General features: G+C 72.3%; 19 protein-coding genes. 12 read left to right on the plus strand and 7 right to left on the minus strand.

What is annotated here, in order from left to right:
• Window positions 1–294: 294 nt before the first annotated feature.
• Window positions 295–1,317, minus strand: coding sequence for an alcohol dehydrogenase (locus ACFC1R_RS13150; protein ID WP_375937361.1), 1,023 nt, complete (start codon window positions 1,315–1,317; stop codon window positions 295–297).
• Window positions 1,318–1,500: 183 nt separating this feature from the next.
• Complete coding sequence (locus ACFC1R_RS13155; RefSeq protein ID WP_375937364.1) at window positions 1,501–2,580, minus strand: pentapeptide repeat-containing protein; 1,080 nt, start codon at window positions 2,578–2,580, stop codon at window positions 1,501–1,503.
• Window positions 2,581–3,134: 554 nt separating this feature from the next.
• On the opposite strand from ACFC1R_RS13155, the gene murJ reads away from it, so the two are divergent.
• Entirely contained in the window at window positions 3,135–4,973 is a 1,839-nt protein-coding gene (murJ, locus tag ACFC1R_RS13160; protein WP_375937367.1) for a murein biosynthesis integral membrane protein MurJ, read from the plus strand.
• A gap of 274 nt (window positions 4,974–5,247) precedes the next feature.
• Here the strand turns inward: murJ and ACFC1R_RS13165 are convergent, their stop codons facing one another.
• Complete coding sequence (locus ACFC1R_RS13165; protein ID WP_375937370.1) at window positions 5,248–5,592, minus strand: hypothetical protein; 345 nt, start codon at window positions 5,590–5,592, stop codon at window positions 5,248–5,250.
• A gap of 505 nt (window positions 5,593–6,097) precedes the next feature.
• On the opposite strand from ACFC1R_RS13165, the gene ACFC1R_RS13170 reads away from it, so the two are divergent.
• Window positions 6,098–6,604, plus strand: a complete 507-nt coding sequence (locus ACFC1R_RS13170; protein WP_375937373.1) for a hypothetical protein — start codon at window positions 6,098–6,100, stop codon at window positions 6,602–6,604.
• A gap of 391 nt (window positions 6,605–6,995) precedes the next feature.
• Here the strand turns inward: ACFC1R_RS13170 and ACFC1R_RS13175 are convergent, their stop codons facing one another.
• The gene (locus ACFC1R_RS13175; protein WP_375937525.1) at window positions 6,996–7,940 is read right to left on the minus strand and encodes a DUF5996 family protein; all 945 of its coding nucleotides are present in this window, start codon (window positions 7,938–7,940) and stop codon (window positions 6,996–6,998) included.
• A gap of 282 nt (window positions 7,941–8,222) precedes the next feature.
• Between ACFC1R_RS13175 and ACFC1R_RS13180 the strand changes: the two genes are divergently transcribed.
• The 7 genes from ACFC1R_RS13180 to ACFC1R_RS13210 all read left to right on the plus strand — a co-directional run bounded on the left by ACFC1R_RS13180 (window position 8,223) and on the right by ACFC1R_RS13210 (window position 15,833).
• Complete coding sequence (locus ACFC1R_RS13180) at window positions 8,223–9,998, plus strand: MOSC domain-containing protein (protein ID WP_375937376.1); 1,776 nt, start codon at window positions 8,223–8,225, stop codon at window positions 9,996–9,998.
• A gap of 367 nt (window positions 9,999–10,365) precedes the next feature.
• Window positions 10,366–11,661, plus strand: coding sequence for an isocitrate lyase (aceA, locus tag ACFC1R_RS13185; protein ID WP_375937379.1), 1,296 nt, complete (start codon window positions 10,366–10,368; stop codon window positions 11,659–11,661).
• A 114-nt stretch (window positions 11,662–11,775) separates the two neighbouring features.
• On the plus strand, window positions 11,776–13,386 hold the full coding sequence (gene aceB / locus ACFC1R_RS13190) for a malate synthase A (protein WP_375937382.1): 1,611 nt from the start codon (window positions 11,776–11,778) through the stop codon (window positions 13,384–13,386).
• Window positions 13,387–13,416: 30 nt separating this feature from the next.
• Complete coding sequence (locus ACFC1R_RS13195) at window positions 13,417–14,286, plus strand: 3-hydroxybutyryl-CoA dehydrogenase (RefSeq protein WP_375937385.1); 870 nt, start codon at window positions 13,417–13,419, stop codon at window positions 14,284–14,286.
• 291 nt (window positions 14,287–14,577) lie between these two features.
• A complete protein-coding gene (locus ACFC1R_RS13200) occupies window positions 14,578–14,913 on the plus strand; it encodes a hypothetical protein (protein ID WP_375937388.1) in 336 nt (111 codons plus the stop codon).
• 169 nt (window positions 14,914–15,082) lie between these two features.
• Window positions 15,083–15,373, plus strand: coding sequence for a muconolactone Delta-isomerase family protein (locus ACFC1R_RS13205; protein WP_375937391.1), 291 nt, complete (start codon window positions 15,083–15,085; stop codon window positions 15,371–15,373).
• Between the two features lie 88 nt (window positions 15,374–15,461).
• Complete coding sequence (locus tag ACFC1R_RS13210; RefSeq protein ID WP_375937394.1) at window positions 15,462–15,833, plus strand: YybH family protein; 372 nt, start codon at window positions 15,462–15,464, stop codon at window positions 15,831–15,833.
• Between the two features lie 280 nt (window positions 15,834–16,113).
• Here the strand turns inward: ACFC1R_RS13210 and ACFC1R_RS13215 are convergent, their stop codons facing one another.
• Window positions 16,114–17,199, minus strand: coding sequence for a glycosyl hydrolase family 18 protein (locus ACFC1R_RS13215; protein WP_375937397.1), 1,086 nt, complete (start codon window positions 17,197–17,199; stop codon window positions 16,114–16,116).
• Window positions 17,200–17,840: 641 nt separating this feature from the next.
• On the opposite strand from ACFC1R_RS13215, the gene ACFC1R_RS13220 reads away from it, so the two are divergent.
• Window positions 17,841–18,353: a hypothetical protein gene (locus ACFC1R_RS13220; protein ID WP_375937400.1), complete on the plus strand. Its 513-nt coding sequence runs from the start codon at window positions 17,841–17,843 to the stop codon at window positions 18,351–18,353.
• A gap of 149 nt (window positions 18,354–18,502) precedes the next feature.
• On the opposite strand, the gene ACFC1R_RS13225 is transcribed toward ACFC1R_RS13220, so the two are convergent.
• Together ACFC1R_RS13225 and ACFC1R_RS13230 are read right to left on the minus strand one after the other, a co-directional pair.
• A complete protein-coding gene (locus ACFC1R_RS13225) occupies window positions 18,503–19,324 on the minus strand; it encodes a hypothetical protein (protein ID WP_375937403.1) in 822 nt (273 codons plus the stop codon).
• A 193-nt stretch (window positions 19,325–19,517) separates the two neighbouring features.
• A complete protein-coding gene (locus tag ACFC1R_RS13230) occupies window positions 19,518–19,937 on the minus strand; it encodes a VOC family protein (protein WP_375937406.1) in 420 nt (139 codons plus the stop codon).
• Between the two features lie 145 nt (window positions 19,938–20,082).
• On the opposite strand from ACFC1R_RS13230, the gene ACFC1R_RS13235 reads away from it, so the two are divergent.
• Together ACFC1R_RS13235 and ACFC1R_RS13240 are read left to right on the plus strand one after the other, a co-directional pair.
• A complete protein-coding gene (locus ACFC1R_RS13235; protein WP_375937409.1) occupies window positions 20,083–20,973 on the plus strand; it encodes a LysR substrate-binding domain-containing protein in 891 nt (296 codons plus the stop codon).
• Window positions 20,974–21,639: 666 nt separating this feature from the next.
• Window positions 21,640–23,058 (plus strand): M14 family zinc carboxypeptidase, encoded by a 1,419-nt coding sequence (locus ACFC1R_RS13240; protein WP_375937412.1) that lies wholly within the window; start codon window positions 21,640–21,642, stop codon window positions 23,056–23,058.
• Window positions 23,059–23,165: the final 107 nt, after the last annotated feature.

Genomic DNA, 23,165 nt, shown 5'->3' on the forward strand with positions numbered 1-23,165 from the left:
GTGCCCGGGACGCCGCCCAGGAGCACGGCGGACACCCGGGATCGGGGCCGCAGGCCGGTGGCGCCGCCGGTGCTCCCCGTCGACGCGCTCCGCAGGCGTCCTGCCGGCCCGTTCGAAACGGGGAGGGTTGGGCGCAGCCCCGGAGGTCACGCCCGGACGGGACCCATGCGAACCGGCGTGCGGGCCGGCGTGCCGACGGCCCCGTCCGGACTGTCGCGCCCGGCACCGGTCAACTGCTCTTGCGGACAGGTGATTTCAGCGGGGTCCGGCGACGGGGCGAGTGGACTTGCGACCTCAGCCGGTGGTGAGCACCATCCGGAAGCGGGCGGCACCGGAGAGCATCTTCCGGTACGCCTCGGTGGCCTGGTCCAGCGGCATGATCTCGGTCATCGGGTGGATCCCGTGCAGGGCGCTGAACGCCAGGGTGTCCTGTACGTCCTGCGCGGTACCGGACGGGTGGCCGCGCACGGTCCTGGCGCGCATCAGCAGCTGGGCCGGGCTGATCTCCATCGGCTCGGCAGCCGCACCGATGACCACCAGCTCACCACGGTGGGACAGCCCTTCGACGGTCGCCGTGATCGCAGCGGAGTTGGCGGCGGTGGCCAGGACGACCTTGGCGCCGCCGAGGGACTGCAACGCCTCCGCGACACCGGTGCTCGCCGTGCTGTCGATGTAGTGGTGCGCACCGAGCTCGCCCGCGAAGTCGGCCTTGTCGATGCCACGGGCGATGGCCACGGTCTCGAAGCCCATCGCAGCCGCGCACATCACCCCCAGATGGCCCAGGCCGCCGATACCGAGCACCGCGACCAGGTCGCCCGGCCGTGCGGAGCTGCGCCGCAACCCGTTGAACACGGTCACCCCCGCGCAGGCCATCGGGCCCGCGTCGGTCGCCTCCAGCCCGTCGGGGATCCGGGCCAGGGCACCGCTCGGTACGACCACCGCCTCGGCGAAGCCGCCGTCGTACGACCATCCGGGGACCTCAAGGTTCTCGCACACGACGAAGTCGCCCTGCCGACAGGGCGTGCAGTGGCCGCAGCTTCCGCCGAACCAGCCGACCGCCACCCGGTCTCCCACCTGCCACACGCCCTGCGTCCCCTCGCCGAGCTCCTCGATGCGCCCGGCGATCTCGTGCCCGGGGACCACGGGGAACCGGACGCCGGGCAGCATGGCGTCGACGAAGAGGGAGTCACTGTGACAGATCCCGCAGGCCTCCACGGCAACCCGTACGTGGCCGGGTCCCGGTTTCGGGACCTCGCGCTCGACGATCTCGAACGGCTGACCGGCAGCGGCCGCCTGTGCAACTCGATAGGTGCTCATCCGGACTTCTCCCAGGTACTGGCGTGACGGGCAGGTACTGGTGTGACGGGCTCCCGGCACCAGCAGACCAGTTCCGGCCCGATCACGCGCGCCGAGGCGGATCGGGCGGGCCCCCGACTCCGAGACCCCCGTGTCCCGGTGGCCTGCCGGACCGCGCGGCAGACGGGACTGTGACCACGGTCCCTAGGCCGACCGGAGCGGCCGGACGTTCCTCGCGAGCGCGGCGGCCGGCAGCAGAATGCTCGGCTCGTCGCCCGGGTCCTCGGCCACGACGACGCCGGCCGCCCGAATGTCGAAGTCCGGCGGCCAGACCGTGAGGTCGCTTGCCAGCGCGCCCCGCAACTTCGCCCGTGCCAGGTCGGCACCGGTGAGATCGGCTCCCCGGAGGTCGGCCAGCCGGAGATCCGCGCCGGTGAACCTGGCGCCGCGGGCCCGTACCTTGCGCAGGTTGGCCTCCCGCAGGTCGGCCTCGGAGAAATCGGCATCGCGGAGGTCGGACTTGACCATCCGGGCTCCGCGCAGGTCGGCTTCGATGCAGCGGCACTGGTGGAGAATCGACGTCCCGAGTTCCACATGCCGCATGTTGGCCGCGATCAGCGATGTCCTGGTCAGATTGGCCTGGTAGATGCTCGCCGCTTCCAGACAGGCCCCGTCGAAGTTGATGCCGCACAGCCACAGTCCGTCGCAGTCGGCGCGACGAAGGTCGGAGTAGCTGACGTTGAGCCAGTCGGGACGGCGGCCCTCCTGGCACAGGACGCCGAGGGCGGTCAGCGCCACCTGGGCATCCGCGGCGCGGGTCTCCAGTGGGGGCACGGAGTTGACGGAGGTCTCGGCAGACAGGGCCTCCGACCCCTGCGGAGGCCATGGCAGATGAGTCCGAAGGAACGCGGCCATGATCGAGACGATCGGCTCGCGGTCGTGCGCCGAGTGGTCCGCTATCCGCCACAGCGCGTAGAGACCGCCGATCCGCACGTCCAGCTTCTCACTGCCGAGTTGGTCGACCGCCCGGCCGAAGCGGTCGGTGATGTGCCCCTCCCGAGTGGCGTTCAGACTCTCCTGACTGACCCTCAGCTGCCGCCAGGTGGCGTACGCACCGAAGAGGACGACGGCGCCACCGACTGCCTGCAGGAGCGTCGTTCGCACGTTGTTCACGGCCCCGAGCCGTTCGGCGGCCCCGATCCGGGCACCCGCGAGATCGTGGTCGACCACCAGCCCCGGCAGCACCACGACCAGTACGACCAGCGCAGCGAGCCCGGCCGTCACCACCGCCGCCGTCAGAGCAGTGCGGACCCGACGACTCCGAGGTCCGGAAAGCAGGCGGCGTCCCTGGGCAGATCCCCCCGTGTCCATCCCCAGATCATCCCAGGCGGGACGGACCCGGTGTACCCGTTCGGCAGGAGCACCGGCGCACCGGACGGTCGGGGCCGGGCCGGCTGTCGCCCCGCCGGGGAGAGCGAAGGGGGCCGCGGACACCGGGCGCGACCGCGCGGCGCCGTGGCACGGTCAGGTGCTCCAGAGCAGTCATCAGCCGGCCGACCCCGGCTCCGCCCGCCGAACAGGACCTCCGGAGCACGGCTGCCGACCGATCCGCCCAGGCCATTGGCGTACGGCCCGGTCTCCCCTCTACAGTGCCCCGGTAAGGCGGAGTGCTCCGGTTGGGGGCACCCTGCCTCCGGCGCGGGGAGGCCGGATCCGTCGCAGACCGACCTGGTGTCACCACGGACATCGGCTCCACGCTCCGACGAACTGCCGTGGAGCGGCCCTCAGGAACGCCCCGATGCCACAACACCGGCCAGGCAACGAGCGACAGGGTTCCGATGACAACAGACACGACGGATTCCGCCGACCCGTACGCCGACCCGCCGACCGTGCTTCTGCGGATCCCGGCGCAGCGCTCGACCGCCGAACCCGTAACACCCGGGCAGGAGTCTCCGCCCACGGCCTCAGCCGGACGCAACGGGCTGATCATGGCCCTGGGCACGATGGCCTCCCGTGCACTCGGCTTCGTCCGCAGCGCGATGCTCGTCGCGGCGCTGGGCGTCCACGGCATCGGTGACGCCTTCAACATCGCGAACTCGTTGCCCAACACCGTCTACCAGATGCTCCTGGGCGGCGTGCTGGCTTCGGTGTTCGTGCCGGAGCTGGTGCACGCCACGCAGACCCACGAGGACGGCGGCGTCGCCTACACCGACCGGCTGCTGACCATCTGCACGGTCGTGCTCGTCGTGCTGACGGCGGGCGCCTTTCTGGTCGCTCCGCTCATCGTCGACACCTACTCGCCCTACGGCCCCGGTGTGCAGCGCGACCTGACCATCGCCTTCGCCCGCTACTGCCTTCCGCAGATCTTCTTCTACGGCGTCTTCACCCTGCTCGGCCAGGTCCTCAACGCCCGTGACCGGTACGGCGCGATGATGTGGACCCCGGTGCTGAACAACGTGGTCGCAATCGCGGTCTTCGGCCTCTACATCGCTGTCGGCCACCACGCCCGGCAAGCCGACGAGATGACCCCCGACGCGACCATGCTGCTCGGGCTCGGCAGCACCCTGGGCATCGTCGTCCAAGCCCTCGGCGTGCTCCCGTCACTGCGTTCCTCGGGTTTCCGGTGGCGCCCGCGCTTCGACTGGCGGGGAGCCGGACTGGGCAAACCGCTCCGGTCGGCCGGTTGGGCGCTGCTCCTGGTCATCACCACCCAACTGTCCTGGGCGGTCATCAGCCGGCTCAGCGCCGGTGCCGGAGACCGCGCATTCCACGCCGGTCTGAAGCCGGGCCTGGGCAACCTGGCCTACACCAACGCGTACACGCTCTTCGTCGTCCCACAGAGTGTCATCACCATCTCCCTGGTGACCGCGATCCTGCCCCGGATGTCCCGCGCCGCGACCGCCGGTGAACACCCGAAGATCGGCGCCGACCTGGCGCAGGTCCTCCGTACCTCCGCCGCCATGATCGTCCCGGCCACGGTGGTGCTCATCACGCTGGCCCCGCAGATCTCCACGGTCGCCTTCCGACACGGCATGGTCACCGAAGCGGACACCTGGGTGATCGCCCAGGTTCTGATCGCCTTCTCCGTCGGCCTGCCGGCCTTCTGTGCGCAGTACGCCCTCGCCCGGGGCTTCTACGCCATGGGCGACGCCCGTACCCCTTTCTGGCTGACCGTGCTCACCACCGCCGTCAACGCCGGGCTCTCCTGCGCGGCGTACTGGCTGCTCCCGCTGCGCTGGATCATCATCGGCATGGCCGCCGCCCAGACCGTCGCCTGCCTGGTCGGCATCGCCGTCACCGGCCGGATGCTGAGCCGCCGTCTCCGCAACGCCCAACTCCGGCACGTCCCGGCCTCGGCCCCCACCGCCACGCGGCCACGTCTCGAAAGCGGACTGGACGGCGGCGGGGTACTCGGCCTCCACCTGTCGATCACCCTCGCCTGTGTTCCCGGTGCACTGGCCGGGTACTGGATCGCCGCCCGGCTGGACGCCGCCCTGGGTGACGGGACCGCCGGCAGCCTCCTCGGGCTGGTCGCCGGTTCGCTGACCGTACTGGTGTCCCTGTTCGTCCTGGCCCGGCCGTTCGGCGCCGGTCAGGCAGTCGCGCCACTGGCCCGCAGGCTGCGCGTTCCGTACCCGGCCCCGGGCGCCTCGGATGGAAGGCACCGTCGCCGATGAACGCCGTCGGGGGGCCGGTACAGCTGTGCTCAATCCCCGGCGCAGGACCGGCCGGGCGGCACTCGAGCCCCCGACCGACCGAGCCGACCGGCACTGGGCTGCCGCATTGCCCTACGGAAATGATGAATTGATTGAGCATCAGTTCGCCGCGCCCCGGGGTGACGCCAGGCAGCGAAGCAGGCGGTACGGACGGTGCGGTGGCAGGAGGCGGCCCGGTTCGTGAGCCGCTCCTCCACCGGGTCGGCGGGGAGCAGCTGTTGAGCTGGGTGGGCCGTCAGGACTGGTGGGCGTCCTCGGCCGTGCGCAACTGGGCCAGCTCCGCCTCCAGAGCCTCGATCCGGGCCTCCAGCTGCTGCTTGTCCCGTACGGCGTCCGCGTAGCCCTCCTTGTGGCGCTTGGCGATGTGGCTGAGCGTGTCGACGCGGTCGGCGAAGGCGTCCCGTTCGGCGGCGATCGGCTGGACGACGTGCTCGGCGACGGTGGCCGCGATCCAGTCCGCCCAGTTGCTGATGTGCTGGGCGCCTCCGGGACCGTGGAGTTGGGCGTCCTGCAGACCACTGAGCATGGCGGGGCGAATGGTGTCGGCGATCCGCTGGGCAAGAGCGGTCTGCTCGCTCACGGCGTCTCCTTCTTCAGTGGTCGGACTTCGGTGGTCGGACGGGTCGGCCGTCGCCGTCGACGGTCTCCTCGGCACCATTGTGAAGGCCGAGGCAGTCGTCGTGTCCGCAGGCCGGGGGCACGGGGTCCGAGTTTTCCGCTCGTGCGACGGTCGCCGGGGCACTGTCCACGGCTGTGGTGGCGTGCGCGGGCCGTGTTCCCACGCGTAGACGGGTGCGGGCCGCACCGAACCGCGCGTACGCATGCTGCGTCGTTCCCCGCCGCTCGGGGACAGCCGACGCGGATACCGGATGCCGGATGCCGGACGGTCGGCGCGGGGACGTTCACCTGCTTGCCCGCTCGTCGCCTCGGAAACGGTCTGCGGGGGGTCGGCAGGGAGGGTAGCAACCGGTCCAGCCGGTGGAGAGGTGCGGACGGCGGGGAACGGCCCGGCTCAGCTGCACCAGAAGAGGAAGTGGGTGCAGCTCGGCGACGGCGACGGCGCGGGTTTCGTCGGGTGAGGGGAGGTGGACGGCTTCGGTGCGGCCGTCGCGGAGGCGGTCGCTGCCGAGACGGTGGGGGCGGGTGCCGAGCTGGACGGGGAACCGCTCGGCCGTGGGTGGGCTCTGGACCTGGCCGCTCCGGCCGACGGCGAGGTGCTGGGGGCGGTCGTCGACGGAGTGGGCGGCGCCGTCTGGAGGGCCACCTCCGGTCCGTTGTCCTCGGCGGCGGGCGTGGGGGCCGGCCCGGCCGGCGCGCCGGACTGCGGCGGGGTCAGCGCCAGCACGCCCGCGCCGCCGAGCACCAGCGCCACCGCCGTGGCCGCGAGCACCCGCCCCCGACGCCGGGACCTGCGTCTGCTGCGCCGGTTGCGGCGGGCCCCGGCCGGCCCGGACGGCGGCCCGGTGACGGAGCCCGGGTGTTCGGCCGGTCCGGGCACGGATCCGGCGAACGGGGCCTGGGCGGAGGCCGGCGCACCGCAACCGGGACAGGACAGCGCACCGTTGAGGTGGCGGCGGCAGGGTGCGCAGTAGTCCATCGTCGTCTTTCCGTGCTCTGTGCTCTGATCGGTGCGTTTCGGCGCTCCGTCCGCCGCTCTGTCTCGCGCCTCGGACGCGTTCGGCGCCCAGGAGACAGTAGGCACGGCACCCGATCGACCGACAGGTGCCAGATGTGAGGCTTTGGGAGAGACCCCATGGTGGTGGCGGCGCTGCTGGCGGGCATCCGAGCGGGCGAACACACCGAAAGCCGCGCCGCCGGCCCCGCCGACGGCCCACCCGGCCTCGCTGCCGACCCCGGGCCCGCACGGAAGGGTCCCCGCCGACTGGCGGCTGCACCGACCCGGACCGCGCGATCCGGCCTGCTCGGCGGAGCCCGCCCTACCCGGGGCGGGCCGACGCGCTCAGGCCGGTGGAGCCGACGTGCTCAGGCCGGTGGGGCCGGCAGACGCGGGTCGGTGACTCCTCCGGGGCAGGCGAGCGCGGCGACGTCCCAGCCGGCGCGAACGGCTCCGGCCTGGTAGGCGCTCTCGTAGAAGGCGATCACCGCCGCTCGCGGGTCGGCCTCGGCGCGCGCCGCGTCGTACCGCAGCACCGCGAGGTGGCTGCCGTTGCGGGCGGCCCACTCCGCGGACGTGGGCGTGAGCGGTTCGCCGGCCAGTTCCGCCGGCTCTGGAGCCGTGTACGAGTAGAAGGCCGGTTCGCCGAAGGCGGCGTCGCCGAACCAGAACCCGAAGCTGACCACCTCCCGGGAGTACGCCTCCCTGGTCACCGGGTCCACCTGCGGCGGCTGGTCGACGACACGCTGGGAGAACCAGGTGTTGGCGATGTCGAAGGTGTGCCAGAAGTGGTGGACCGGGCTGACCTTCCCCGAGTAGCGCGCCGCGAACTCCTCCAGTACCAGGGCCACTTGGCTGAGCACCTGCCAGTAGCGGTTCGCCCAGGCGGGGTCGTAGCTCGCGTGCTCGAAGTCCTCGGCGAACGGCCGGGCGGCATCGGGCAGGTCGAAGGGGTGTGGAAGGGCGATCTCGACCCGGACGCCCAGCGCTCCGAGCGCGTTGAGCAGCTCCCGGTGGAACGAGGCCACGGACTGGCCGAGGAGCGGGAAGGAGACCGTCCCGCCGTCCACCGTTGCGACGACCAGTCGGTGGGCGACGAAGTCGAAGTCGATGGCGAAGATCGGACTGCCGTCGGCCCGGCCCATCGGCCGCGTGGTGATGCCGCGTCCGGTCAGGTGGAACGGGACGTTCCACCAGTGGTTGCGCCGCACGCTCGCCGCGAGGCGGACCTTGCCCACGATCTGGGCGAAGCGGTGCAGCGTCTCCTTGGTGTCACGCCACTCGGCGAGCGGCATCGGCGGGAACAGCTCCACGGTGTCTCCCTTCCCGGCCATCCGGTGCACTCCCATGATGACCACGCGGGACGGGTGCGGCACCTGCGCCGGGGCTCGGGGCAACGGTGCGCCCCGGGCCCCGGCGCACGGCGGATCCGCGGCCCGCGGCCCCTGCCGTCCGGTCCTTCCAGCAGGCGCTGCGGACGCGTCCCTGCGGGGACCGGCCCGGGAAACCCCGGGCTGCCGCAAGCGGGTTGCGAGGCGTGCGGAACGTATTAGCGTGGCAGGCGGGACGTCGTCGCCCGAACGGGAGATGGGCCGATGGCCACTCTGATCGCCGTCAACGTCGGACTGCCGAAGGATGTCGCCTGGCGGGGCGGGACCACACGCACCGGCGTCTGGAAGCAGCGCGTCACCGGCCCCCGGATGGTCCGGCGGCTGAACGTGGACGGCGACGGCCAGGGCGACCTGACCGGGCACGGCGGTGAGCAGCGCGCCGTGCTGGTCTACCAGATCGACTCCTACCGCTACTGGCAGCGGCACCTTCGGCGGGACGACTTCGTGCCGGGCCAGTTCGGCGAGAACTTCACCGTGGACGGGCTGTCCGACGACGAGGTGTGCATCGGGGACCGCTACCGGATCGGGAGTGCGGTCTTCGAGGTGACCCAGCCACGCGTGACGTGCTACCGCGTGGGCCTGCGGATGGGGGAACCGCAGATGGCCGCCCTGCTGGTGTCCCACGGCCGGCCGGGGTTCTACCTCCGCGTCCTCGACGAAGGGCTGGTGGAGGCCGGCGACGAGATCGTCAAACTCTCCTCCGGCCCCGAGGAGATGACCGTCGCGGAGATGGACGCGCTGCTCTACCGCCCCGGACGCTCCCGACCGCAACTGGAGCGTGCCCTGCGCATCCCGGCACTCAGCCCCGGCTGGCGGACATCGCTGCAGGCCCTGCTGGACAGCGAGATCCGTGCACCCGGCGCGGCAACCGGAAATGTCGGGCTGACCGCGGCGGCCGGCGGCCCACCCCCCGCGTGGCCCGGGTTCCGCCGGCTCAGGGTCACCCGCATCGGAGCCGAGAGCGCCGACATCTTCTCGCTGAGCCTGGCCTCGACCGACGGCAGTCCCCTTCCGCCGGGACTGGCCGGGCAGTTCCTCACGTTGCGGCTGCGGCCGGAGGCCGGGGGTGCGCCGTTGATCCGCAGCTACTCCCTGTCCGGGCGACCGGGCGCCGCGGAGTACCGGATCAGCGTGAAACAGGAGCCGCGCGGCGCCGCCAGCACCCATCTGCACCGGCACGTCGAGGTGGGTGACCTGCTCGAAGTCGCCGCGCCGCGGGGCACCTTCGTCCTGGCGAACGGCGACGGGCCCGTCGTCCTGCTGTCCGCCGGTGTCGGTGCCACTCCGGTGCTCGCCATGCTGCACGCACTCGCCGACGCGCGCTCCGCGCGTGAGGTGTGGTGGCTGCACGGGGCCCGGGACGGCGACAACCACCCGTTCGCCGAGGAGGTGCGTGCCCTGCTGGCCCGGCTGCCGGGCGGGCGGTCGCACATCTCGTTCAGCAGTCCCCGCAGCGTTGACCGCCCGGGCATCGACTACACGGCGGTGGGACGGCTCTCCGCTCAGCAGCTCCACGACCTCGACCTTCCCCGGGACGCGAACGCCTACGTCTGCGGTCCGGCCGCGTTCATGCAGGACATGACGGCTGCTCTGGAGGCCCGCGGCCTGGCGTCGGCCCGCATCCACACCGAGACCTTCGGCGCGGTGTCCGCCATCACACCCGGTGTGGTCCCCACTCCGGTCCGGCCGCCGCACCTGCCCGACCGTCCTCCCGGGGAGGCGCCCGGCCCGACCGTCTCGTTCGCCCGCAGCGGCCTCAGCCTGCCGTGGCATCCCGGCTACGGGACCCTGCTCGAACTCGCCGAGGCATGCGACGTACCGAGCCGGTGGTCCTGCCGCACCGGCGTCTGTCACACCTGCGAGACCACCGTGCTCTCGGGAGTGGTCGAGTACTCCCCGGAGCCCATCGACGCACCGGCCGAGGGCAACGCCCTCGTCTGCTGCTCACGGCCCTCGACGGACCTCGTGCTGGACATGTGACGGCGGCCCCCGGACACGGGTGCGGCCGGGACGACGCCACGGTCACCGGCCGGGCTTCCGCATCCGGCCGGGCCGGGGGCGGGAGCCGAACCTTCGCAGCCTTCGCGGGTTCGCAGGAAACGGTTCGCAGAAGCTGGCATCCGTCCACCGGTGACGGCACGTCCGGAGCCTGCCAGAGTCGGTGACGCGGCCGGGCGACGTCCAGCTGACAGCCCGAACCACCAGGCGGAGCAGCCCTGGTGGCCGGGTGTCCGGGGCACGACGTCCAGCGGTCTCGCGCCGCGGCCCGGCGCCGCCCGGCCGTGTACCCGCCCGGTGGGGCGGGTGGCACCACATCCTTCGCAACGAGTATCCCGGGGAGCGGATCATGACGCAGTCGGTTCGGCAACAGCAGGCGGCGAAGGCGGCGGAGCTGGCCCGGTCGTGGTCCTCGGACCCGCGTTGGGCCGGCATCGAGCGCACCTACGGCGCGGCCGATGTGGTCCGCCTGTCGGGCAGCGTCCAGGAGGAGCACACCCTGGCCCGGCGCGGGGCCGAGCGGCTGTGGCGGCAGCTGCACGAGGAGGAGTACGTGCACGCGCTCGGTGCCCTGACGGGTGGTCAGGCCGTGCAGATGGTGAGGGCCGGGCTGAAGGCGATCTACCTGTCCGGCTGGCAGGTCGCCGCCGACGCCAACCAGGCCGGCCAGACGTACCCGGACCAGAGCCTGTACCCGGCCGACTCCGTTCCCCGGGTGGTGCGTCGGATCAACAACGCGTTGCTGCGCGCGGACGGGATCGACGCGGCGGAGGGCACCGAGGGCGGCCCGGACTGGCTGGTGCCGATCGTCGCGGACGCGGAGGCCGGGTTCGGCGGCCCGCTGAACGCCTTCGAGCTGACCCGGGGCATGATCGCGGCCGGCGCGGCGGGCATCCACTACGAGGACCAGCTCGCCTCCGAGAAGAAGTGCGGCCACCTCGGCGGCAAGGTGCTGGTGCCGACCGCGCAGCACATCCGCACCCTCAACGCGGCCCGGCTGGCCGCCGACATCGCGCAGGTGCCGACCGTGATCGTGGCCCGTACCGACGCGCTCGCCGCCAACCTGCTGACCACCGACGTGGACGAGCGCGACGCCCGGTTCTGCACCGGTGAGCGCACCGCCGAGGGGTTCCACCGGGTCGAGCCGGGCATGGCGCCGGTGATCTCGCGCGGCCTGGCCTTCGCCCCGTACGCGGACCTGCTGTGGGTCGAGACCGGCACCCCGGACCTCGCGCAGGCCCGCGAGTTCGCCGAGGCGGTGAAGGCCGAGCACCCGGACAAGATGCTCGCCTACAACTGCTCACCCTCGTTCAACTGGAAGGCCGCCCTGGACGACGACCAGATCGCCAAGTTCCAGCGGGAGTTGGGCGCGATGGGCTACCGCTTCCAGTTCATCACGCTGGCCGGCTTCCACGCCCTGAACCACTCGATGTTCCAGCTGGCACGCGGCTACGCGGAGCACGGTATGACCGCCTACGTCGACCTCCAGGAGGCCGAGTTCGCGGCCGTGCCGGACGGCTACACCGCCGTGAAGCACCAACGCGAGGTCGGCACCGGGTACTTCGACCAGGTCAGCACCGCGCTCAACCCGAACGCCGAGACCCTCGCCCTGACCGGCTCCACCGAGGCCGAGCAGTTCCACTGACCCGTCCCGGTGGCCGCCCCTTCGGCGCGAAGGGGTGCTCCACGGCCGCCGTCCACCCGGGCCGGGGCCTCGTTGAGGGGCGAGGCCCCGGCCCCACACCCCTTGGAGAGCCGGATGACCCTGACCAGCCGTATCGAGATCGTCGGCGAGCGCGAGGAGCGGTTCGAGGAGATCCTCACCCCCGAGGCCCTGGAGTTCCTGGCCCGCCTGGACGGCGCCTTCGCCGGGCGCCGCACCGAACTGCTCGCCGAACGCCGCCGCCGCGCGGCCCTGCTCGCGGCCGGCGGCACCCTCGACTTCCTCCCGCACACCCGCGCCGTGCGGGAGGATCCCACCTGGCGGGTCGCCCCCGCCGCACCCGGCCTGGCCGACCGCCGGGTGGAGATCACCGGGCCGCCCGAGCGCCGGATGACGGTCAACGCCCTCAACTCCGGCGCCAGGGTGTGGCTCGCCGACTTCGAGGACGCCACCTCCCCCACCTGGCACAACATCGTCTCCGGCCAGCTCAACCTGCTGGACGCGGTCGAGCGGCGGATCGACGACACCACGCAGGACGGCCGGCGCTACCGGATCGGCGAGCACCCGGCGACCATCGTGGTCCGCCCCCGTGGCTGGCACCTGGAGGAACGGCACCTGCTGGTCGACGGCCGCCCGATCGCCGCCGCCCTGGTCGACTTCGGCCTCTACCTCTTCCACTGCGGGCGACGGCAGACCGAACGCGGCAGCGGCCCGTACTTCTACCTCCCCAAACTGGAGAACCACCTCGAAGCCCGCCTGTGGAACGACGTCTTCACCTTCGCCCAGGCCGAGTTGGGGATCGCCCACGGCACCGTCCGCGCCACCGTGCTGATCGAGACGATCACCGCCGCGTTCGAGATGGACGAGATCCTCCACGAGCTGCGCGAGCACGCCGCCGGACTCAACGCGGGCCGCTGGGACTACCTGTTCAGCCTGATCAAGAACTTCGCCGCACACGGCCCGCGCTTCGCCCTGCCCGACCGCGCCCGGGTCACCATGACACAGCCGTTCCTGCGGGCCTACACCGACCTGCTGGTCCGCACCTGCCACCGGCGCGGCGCCCACGCCATCGGCGGCATGGCTGCCGCCATCCCCAGCCGCGACCCGGCTGCGAACGCGGTGGCGCTGGCCAAGGTCCGCCTCGACAAGGAGCGCGAGGCCGGCGACGGCTTCGACGGCTCCTGGGTCGCCCACCCCGCCCTGGTCGCCACCTGCCGACAGGTCTTCGACGACGTGCTCGGCGAGCGGCCGAACCAACTCGACCGGGGCCGCGAGGACGTCGAGGTCACCGCCGCCGACCTGCTCGCCGTCCACCGCACCGCCGGCTACCCGACCACCGAGGGAGTGCGCTCCAACGTGGCGGTGGCGCTGCGCTACCTCACCGCCTGGCTCGGCGGCTCCGGGGCCGTCGCCGTCTTCGGGCTGATGGAGGACGTCGCCACCGCCGAGATCGCCCGCTGCCAGCTCTGGCAGTGGCAGCACCACTGCTCGCCGCTCACCGGCGGCTCCTACGTGACTCCGGCCATGGTCCGGCGGCTGATCGACGCCGAACGGGCCGCACTGCTCGGCGAAGGCGCCGACCCGGTCCTGGTCGACGACGCCGTCCGGATCCTGGCGGAGACCGCGCTCGGCGAGCAGCTGCCCGCCTTCCTCACCCCCGACGCCTACACCCGCCACCTGGTCAGGTCCGCCGCACCGGCCTCCTGACCCGGCCCGACGCCAGAAAGGCACACCCCCATGAACGAGATCCGCCGGGTCGCCGTGGTCGGAGCCGGACAGATGGGCTCCGGCATCGCCGAGGTCTTCGCCCGCGCCGGGCTGTCCACCGTCGTCTGCGAGAACGGCCCGGACGCACTGCGCGCCGCCCGCCACCGGATCGACCGCTCACTGCACCGCGCGGTCGAACGCGGTCGCATCACCCCCGGCCAACGCGAGGACGCCTGGACGCGGCTGCTGTTCGCCGACGACCTGGAGGCGCTGGCCGACCGTCAGTTGGTGGTCGAGGCCGTGGTCGAGGACGAACGGGTGAAGGCCGGGGTCCTCACCGTTCTCGACAAGGTGCTCGCCGACGAGCAGGCCGTCCTCGCCACCAACACGTCGGCCATCCCCGTCACCCGGCTCGGTATCACCACCACCCGCGCCTCGCACACCCTGGGCCTGCACTTCTTCAACCCGGCACCGGTCATGCCGCTGGTCGAACTGGTCTCCTCGCTGCACACCGACACCACGGTCCTCAACCGCGTCGAGTCCTTCGCCAAGGATACCCTCGGCAAACACGTCATCCGCTCCCGCGACCGGGCCGGCTTCGTCGTCAACGCCCTGCTGGTACCGTACCTGCTCGCCGCGATCCGGATGGCCGAGGCCGGCCACGCCACCGCCGCCGACATCGACGACGGGATGGTCCACGGCTGTGCCCACCCGATGGGCCCGCTCCGACTCGCCGACCTGATCGGTCTGGACACCGTCCAGGCCATCGCCGAGTCGCTGTACGACGAGTACCGGGAGCCCCTCTACGCTCCCCCGCCACTGCTCGCCCGGATGGTCGAGGCCGGACTGCTCGGCCGCAAGGCCGGCCGTGGCTTCCACGCCTACACCTCGGGCGCCTGACCAGCGGACCGTGCAGAGCCGGTGGGGCCGCAGGCCCCCGGTAAGGCCCTGTCGTCCGCCGAGCGGCCCGCCGAGGCCGACTCGTCCGAGAAGGAGGACGACCTGCGGCGTCCGGGCCCGGTTCGACGACGGCCGGCTCGAGACTGCGGATGCTGCGGTCACCGAGCGGCCGAAGGCGCTGCCGGAGTCCGGAGGCATCCGAGAAGTCCCGACCGCCCCCGCATGCTCGACACCGTGATCCTGGTCCGCCCCGCGTACGCACGTTCTCGACCGGTCCGGTTGAATGGTCGGGTGGAAGAACACGGGGAGCAGCGGAGGCGGGTCCCCTTCGGCCCGCCTCGGGAGATCGTCCTGCTGGCGACGCCGGGCGGCTGGCGTCACAGCGTCACCACCACGGACGGCGCACTTGTCTGCGGCCGGGTTCCCCAGGTGGCCGTCGACGCCGATGCCGAGCAGGCCAAGGACGCTGCCGCCGCGATGATCATGGGTCTTGGGCACGAGTTCCACGGGATCGTCCTCGAAGTCAGCTGGGAGCCCGGACGGTCGGCCGGCTCCTGGAACGGCCGCGTCCGCCAGGGTCCTGGACCGTGCCCGACGGAACCCGGCCCACCCGACGCCGGGACCTGAACGACGACCGCTCCCCGGGCCCCGGTCTCTGCCCGGCCGGGGCCCGGGCTCATCCCACACCCCCGACGGCACGCCGACCCGGGCGACCGCAGTCCAAGGCCCTTGTCCGGGAACCGCGTTGGGACGTCCGGCTCCGGCGTCCGGCATGACGTGATGAGGAGGACCACCCATGGAGTTCCTGGTCGACATGGTGACCACCGTTCCGGAGGGCACGTCCGAGCAGGCCGTGGCCGAGATCCGGACCCGGGAGGCGGCGCGGTCACGGGAGTTGGCGGCGCAGGGAAGCCTGCTGAGGCTGTGGCGCCCACCGCTCGCCCCCGGTGAATGGCGTACCTGGGGCCTCTTCAGCGCCGACGACGCGGACCAGCTGGAACAGGTACTCGCGTCGATGCCACTGCGGGTGTGGCGACACGACACGGTGACGCCGCTGTCCCCCCACCCGAACGACCCGGGCCGGTAGCGGCGCCCGACGCCGAACCGGTGGTACCGCCGCCGACGCACCGCGCGGCGCCCGTGAGCCCAGATCCCACCCGACAGGAGTACCCCCGATGAACAGCGCCACGGACAGCGAAGCGATCCTGCGCGGCGTCCTCGACCGGTGGAAGGCGGCTGTCGACGCGCACGAACCGCAGCTCGTCGCGTCCCACTTCACCGAGGACGCGATCTTCCAGGGACTGCACCCCTACAGCGTCGGACGGCAGGGCGTCGCCGACTACTACGAATCCCAGCCGCTCGGAATGACGGCCGAGTACCGGATCCTCGAAACCAGGCGGCCCGCCGCCGACCTCGTGCTCGGCTACCTGGGCGTCGACTTCTCGTTCACCGACCGGCCCACGCTGGGCGTCTGTCTCGGTGTACTGCTGAGGCGCGCGGAGGACGGCTGGTACATCAGCCACTACCAGGTCTCCCGCCTCGGCTAGCGGCCCGGTCCGAGGTCAGGCCGGTGACGGAGGCACGGCTCGGGCTTCTCGGGCCGGGCGATCCAGGTCCCGACACCGGTCACACCAGCCAGACCGGTTGCACCGATCACACCAGCCACACTGGTTGCACCGGTCGCACCGGTCGCACCGGCATCGTCCCGGCCGCAAAAGCACGGTGGACCCTTCCGGCAGGTGGCCGGCGGCCGAGCTGCGCGGCCAGGGCCGGGGAGCGCCGACGGGCTGTGGCTCCAGCCCGTCGCGCGGGGCGCACACCTCGGGGCTACCGGGCGGCGAGTACGTCCCAGACCCCGGGGTCCTCGAATCCCAGGGCCCACAGGCCGCTGTTGCGCACCCCGTACTTCTTCAGCACCGCCAGATGGGCGGCCGTCCCGTTCGCGTCCTGGTACCAGACCTCGTGGCGCTTCCCGCCGTCGGTGTAGCCGAAGTGCGGGGTCCCGGAGGCGGTGTCGAAGTGGTAGTCCGCCTTCCGTTCCCTGCGCAGCGCCTCGGCCTCCTTCGAGGTCACGTGCCTGGCCCGGTCCGTGGAACCGACGGTCCAGTCCCAGCCGTAGGCGGGCAGCGCGACTTCGAGCTTCTCGCGGGGGACGACGCCCGTGGCGTAGCCGAGGAACTCCTCGTACCAGGCGGTCGACGAGAGCGGTCCCGGCTTGTCCAGCGCGTTGTGGAGGTTGTAGCCCATGATCCGCAGCCGGTCGGCGACCTTGCCCAGCTGCGCGTAGTCGTAGGCGTGTCCGTCGAGGAGGGTGTGCGGCATGACCGTGACGACGCACTGCTTGTTCCTGGTGTGCAGCCGGGTGCAGAGCTCGGCGGTCAGCGCGTCGTAGCCGACCCGGACCTGCTCACGCAGCTGTTCGTCCTCGGTCTCGGCCATCCGTTCGTAGTCCAGGTCGAGGCCGTCGTACGCGGAGCTCTCGGCGATGTCCATCAAGGCGTCGGTGTGCGCCGTGCGGCGGGCCGGGTCGCCCAGGAGTTCCGCCATGGCTCTGGCGTCGAGGGTCTCGATGACGGTGGGCACGACCCTGATGCCCTTGGCGTGCAGCCCGTCGACCATCCGCCGGTCCCCGGCGCCCGGGTAGCCGTTGACGGTGGTGGCGGACGTGGCCTCGTACCAGAACGGGCTCACGGTGTGGAGCTGGGAGGCGTGCTGGAGGGCGTCCGCGTAGGCGGTGTCGCTGCCCCAGTACGGCAGCCAGGCCGAGGTCGAACGGGCGGGGGCGCGGTCGTCGGCGGCGGGGCCGGAGTCCGGACCCGGGGAGGCGTTCCCGGCCATGGCGGGGCCGGCCGCCAGGACGAGGGCGGTGAGGACGCCCGCGGTGCGTACGCGCGAAGTCAGTGCGGTCTTCATGCCCCGACCTTCGTGGACCTGGCGGGTTCGTCGCGACCGCCCCGCTGGACCGGTGCTCCAAGGTGACCGAATGGCGCATCGGCACAGCACCTCCGTACCCGCGCCCCGTACTCCGCACCGCCGTTACGGCGGCCCTGCGAGGGTGTCGGGCCATGCCATCCTTCAACAGCGGTACTTGACGGACCGTCAGTCAAATTTCCACGTTCTCCGGTGCCGGAGGAACCGTGCCGCAGCCGCACCGGGACCGGCTGCCTGCCGGCGACCGCGCCGTCGCCGCCCGTGGGCTCGTCGTGCACCTGCGCGGGCGTCGACGTGCCCGGGTGCGGATGCGTGAGGCCGTGGCCGCCGGGTCACGTCCTCTGCCGTCCCCCGCTTCAACTGCCCGTTCCACCGGAGAGCTTGATCCCCGGCGGAGACGTGGTCCGGCGAGGCCGACCGGGCTGGGGACAGCAGCAGCGGCGGCAGCGGTAGCAGCGGCGGCCCGTGCGGCTGTACGCCGCGCAGGTGGTCCCGGTCGCGAGGCGGTGGCGCGAGCCTGCGCTGCCGGCGCGGACGACTCGGCTTAAGGTCGACCTGGTGCATCGGCCCTTCGAGGTGGCGGCCGTGCGCCCGCCGTCGGGAGCCGAGTGGAAGGACCTGGGATGAGGGCCAGCACAGACCCGCGGGACGCCGTCTCGAACACCGGGCTCCCGGGGAGGCTGCGGCACGCGGCCGACACCCGTCTGTCGCCGACGAAGCGGTCCCTGCTGGTGACCTGGATCGCCTTCGGCACCACCTTCGGCACCACTCGGCTGATCACCCACGGCATCCGGAACGGCTGGCTGCCCTGGGGCAACATCTCGGCGGGCGGGAAGCACCTGCACCACTACAACTTCGGCATCGCGGCCCTGGCCGGCGTGGGGCTCGTCGCGGTGCGGGGCGACCGGAAGGCCGTCGGGCATCCGCTGGTGGCCGGGGTCTACGGGGCCGGCGCGGCGCTGATCGCGGACGAGTTCGCCCTGCTGCTGGACCTGCAGGACGTCTACTGGGCGCAGGAAGGGCGGGTCAGTGTGGACGTGGCCTTCGGCATCATGGCGGGACTCGGTACCTACCTGACCGCCGCACCCTTCTGGCACGAGATCGCCCGGATCGCCCACCGGCAGGTCACCGGCTGAGTCGCCCGTCGCAGGCCCGCCGGACAGTCCCCGTGCCGCCCCGGACGGGCACCCCGGACGGCCGGACGGGCCTGGAGCACGGGCGGACTTCCCCGGCCGCCCGGACGCGGCGAATGCGGCGATGCGGCGATGCGGGCCGCCGGTCGGACCTACTGCAGGATGTTCACCGCCCGGGCGACCACCAGCACCACGGTCACCAGGGACACCGCGGTCTGAAGCATCATCAGCATCTTCGCCCAGACGGAGAGCGGCATGGTGTCGGTCGGGCTGAAGGCCGTGGCGTTGGTGAATGCCACGTACAAATAGTCGAGGAAGGTCGGCTCCCACCCCGTGGGGGCGAGCTCGTGCGCCTGCATCTGCGGGAAGAGGAAGTCGGGGTAGTTCTTGTCCCCGCGCGCCCGGGCGGCCGGACCGCCGCGGTCCCACTCCCAGTACCACAGCGCGAAGGCGATCACGTTGGTCGCCCAGATCGCCCCACCGGTGCCCAGCAGCGCAGGAGCCGTGGTGCCGCCCGAGGCGTGCAGCAGCTCACGGACCAGCTTCACGGCCGACCAGCCGTTGGCCAGGCTGATCGCCGCCACCAGGCAGAGGCTCACCGCGCGAAGCGACCTCGACGCATGGTCGACCCTGCGGTGCGGGTTCAGGCCGGCCAGCGCCACCAGCAGCGCCACCTCCAGCACCGGCAGCATCCAGTGCGGGTGGATCGTCAACCGGGACGGCAGGAAGAGCTGGAGGGCGACCGCGACCAGGATCGACCCGGTCACCGCCCAGCGCTGCTCGCCCTCGGTGGCCCGGCGCCAGGCCGGCTCGACCGGCACCGCGCCTTCGGGGGCACGCCACGACACGAGCATGGCCTCGATCCGGTCCAGCCGCCGGTGCAGCTCCTCCAGGCCTTCGGATCCGCGGCCCGCCGTCGCGGGCTCGCCCGAAGGCTTCGAAGGGTCCCCCGTACCGGAGTTGTTCTCGCTCATGGCGATCATTGTGCGGTACGCAGGTGCCTACCGGTGATCGGAGCGGCAGCGCGGGAGGCGGGCGTCAGCCGACACGGTTCCGCTCGATCGGCCACCGCCCCGGCCGGCTCCCCCTGCCGGACTCCCCGCCGACTCCTCACGGCGGCAGCGGTGGCCGGCGGGCGGGGTCCCGGATCGGCCGGGCGGTCCCGTCCTACCGGCCCTCCTGCCGGTCCGCCGGGCCCTTCAGTTCGACCGTGTTGCCCTGGGGGTCGTAGAGGTACACCGACGGGCCGGTGCCGAGGGCTCCCTTGCGGGTGCCGAGCGGTCCGATGCGGACGCCGTGCGCCCGTAGGTGCTCCAGGATCGCGGGTTCGTCGTAGTGGGCGAGGCGCAGACACAGGTGGTCCATGTTGTGCCCTTGCGCCCCCGGGGCCCGACCGCCCTGCAGTCCGAGCCTGCCGTCCACCCGGACCAGGTCTATCAGCGAGGCACCGGCCCTGAGTTGGACCATCCCGAGGTCGTCGCGGCGGGTGTCGACGGAGCAGCCGAGGACGTCGCAGTAGAACCGTTCCATGGCCTCCGCATCGATGACGCGGAGAACAACGTGGTCGATGGCGTCGATCTCGATCATTTCGGCTGCGCTCCCTGGTGTTTCCCCGGTGACGAGTCCGCCGGAGGCGGCGGGGGTGATGTCTTCCATGGTCCGCCCGGCACCGAGGCCCATCAAGGCGTGATCACGATAGGATCGTTGAGTCGAGCTAAACGATGGGGGCGACATGTGGGAGCGGCACGAAATCGAGGTGTTCCTGACGCTCGCCGAGGAGCTGCACTTCGGTCGCACCGCGACGAGGTTGCGGCTCACCACCGGGCGGGTCAGCCAGACCGTCAAGAAGCTCGAACACCGCATCGGGGCGCCCCTGTTCGAGCGGACCAGCCGTGTCGTCCGCCCGACGCCGATCGGCCGGCGGCTCGCCGAGGAGCTGGCACCGATCGTCGCCGACCTGGAGCAGGCGCTGGGCCGGGCGGCCGAGGCCGGGCGCGGCGTCACCGGGGTCCTGCGGGTCGGGTTCATGGGCGCGGGCACCGAACAGCTGCTCCTGAAGGCCGTCGGCCTGTTCACCTCCCGCCACCCCGACTGCGAGGTCCGCATCCACGCGGCCCAGATGGTCAACTCCCGGCCGCACCTGCTGGACGGCAGCATCGACCTCGTCGTCGCCGGGTACCCCTACCCGGGCATGGCGTGCGGTCCCGCCCTGCTGTCCGAGCCGCGGATGCTCGCGGTGTCCGCCGACCACCCGTTGGCGCGGCGGGAGTCGGTGTCGCTCGAGGACCTCGCCGACCATCCGGTGATCCAGCTCCCCGCCGACCTGGCCGAGGAGTTCCGGCAGGACCGTACGCCCAGCCGCACGCCGTCGGGACGGCCCGTCCGACAGGGGCCGGTGGGCCACGGCTTCGCCGAGATCCTCACCCTCGTCGCGATGGGCCGGGGCGCCTACCCCGTCGGCGAGAACGCCTCCAGGTACCACCCCCGCCCCGACATCGCCTACGTCCCGTTCCACGACGCCCCGCCCGTCCGGTGGGGGCCGGTCTGGCCGGAGGCCAACTCCACCGCACGCGTCCTGGAGTTCGTCAGAGCCGCCGTCGACGCCAACTGCGGCAGCGCGTAGCCGGAACCCGGCGACTCCGGCCGGAACACCGTCCAGCGGGCCACCCGGCCCGCACCCGACCGACCGCCCTCCGCACTCCGTGCGCCCTACACGGGCATCACCCGACTTCCGTGTCGCCGCCGTGAAGTGACGGCGAGTCAGGAATGATCGACGGTCGGGCGGCACCCGCCGCTCAGGCCGCCGGCGTACCAACCCTGAAGCCCCACGGTCCGCAGCCTCGGGACGGCGGAGCAGCGGGGCGGCGCAGTCGAGGATGCCGGACCACGGCGCCGCAGGACCCCGGCCTGCGGCACTCCGAGGATCGGGGCGGGTGGAGGCGGCGCGGGAGCGGTCGGAGAGGTCAAGGGTGCAGGTGACGGAGACGTCTGACATGGCATCAGGTGGCGAGCAACCCCTTCTCGCACTGACGCGTACATGGCATCATCGGAATCCGACGGTACCGGCCGAGCCTCCGGAGCGAGTACCCCACGTGCTCCCGCGGTCGCCGCCGTCCGGCAGGGACCGACCGCCGGGGCACCGCAGGGCCATGCGGCAGACCACGGCATCCGACCCCCGACACGCGGGTGACCGCCCGGTCCCCGGCAATTCCCGGCCCCCGGCACCTCCCGCACGTGTCTCCGCCACCCCCACCCCCTTCTCCCCCCACCCCCCACGGAAGGCCAACTCATGCCCCGGAAACGCCTGGCGACCATCGCCGCCGGAGCGACGGTCCTGGCCGTCGCGGCCGTACTCCCCGCCGCCTCGGCCCTGGCCGGCACCAGCACCCCGCAGACCGTCGGCCGTGCCTCGCAGAACACCTCGGTCGTCTACCGGATCCCCACCCACCACCGGCAGGACGCGCAGACGCTGATCAGGGCCGGCTACGACCTCCTGGAGCGCCGACAGGGTGACGACCTGTTCGTCCTGGGCGGTCCGGGCACGGACGCGGGCCTGCGCCGCCTCGGCTTCACCCCGACGGTCGTCGAGACCAGGCAGCAGTCGACCCCCGGCAAGGAGCGCACGTCCCATGGCACCGCAGGCGTGGACGACACGTACGACGGCGGCTACCACACCGTCGACGCCCAGTACGCTCACCTGGACCAAGTCGCCTCCCAGCACCCGGACATGGCCACGGTCGTCACCTACGGACAGTCCTGGCTGAAGCAGACCGGAGCCGGGGGCCGCGACCTCAGAGCCGTCTGCATCACCAAGATGCAGCCGGGCGACTGCCGGCTCGACCCGAACTCGGCAAAGCCCCGTTTCTTCCTGATGAGTCAGATCCACGCCCGTGAGCTCACCACCGGAGAGGTCTCCTGGCGCTGGATCGACGAACTGACGAACGGCTACGGCAAGGACCCGGACATCACCAGGCTCATGGACTCCACCGAGATGTGGGTCGTCCCGATCGCCAACCCGGACGGCGTGGACATCGTCGCCCAGGGCGGCGACAACCCCGTCCTGCAGCGCAAGAACGCCGACGACTCCAACGGCTCCTCGTGCCAATGGGACGGCCAGCCCGGCGTCGACCTGAACCGCAACGCAGGCACCCACTGGGGCGGCCTCGGCACCTCGGACCAGCCCTGCAGCGAGGTCTACCTCGGTCCCGCCGCCGACTCCGAGGTGGAGAACACCGCGCTGGAGAACCTCTTCCGCAAGCTGTACCCGGCGGTGCGCACCGGCACCGGCGACAGCGATCCCGCACCGGCGGACGCCCGGGGCATGATGATCAGCCTGCACAGCGACGCGAGCATGGTCCTCTTCCCGTGGGAGTCCGACCACACCGTGCACACCGGGAACGACGCCGCGCTGCGCGCCCTGGCCGGCCGGCTCGGCTCGATCACCGGCTACCAGTCCGGGCAGGCCGGCGAGATCCTCTACGACGCGTCCGGCGGCACCGACGACTGGACCTACGACAAGCTCGGCCTGGCCAGCTTCACCATCGAGATCGGTGACAGCGACGGACGCGGCTGCGACGGGTTCACACCGTCGTACTCCTGCCAGGACGGCTACTTCTGGCCGAAGATGAAGCCCGCCCTGATGTACGCCGCACAGCAGGCCGCCGCACCGTACCAGTCGGCGTCCGACGCTCCGACGCGCCGGCACTGAGCAGCCCGAGCAGCCCGACGCCCTCGACTCCGAGCGGAGCCGAGGGCGTCGGGGGCGTCGGAGTCGCAGGGCGGGACACAGACGGCATTGGCCGACCGGCCGCCCGA

Source organism: Kitasatospora sp. NPDC056138 (genome assembly GCF_042264695.1).
Classification (GTDB): domain Bacteria; phylum Actinomycetota; class Actinomycetes; order Streptomycetales; family Streptomycetaceae; genus Kitasatospora.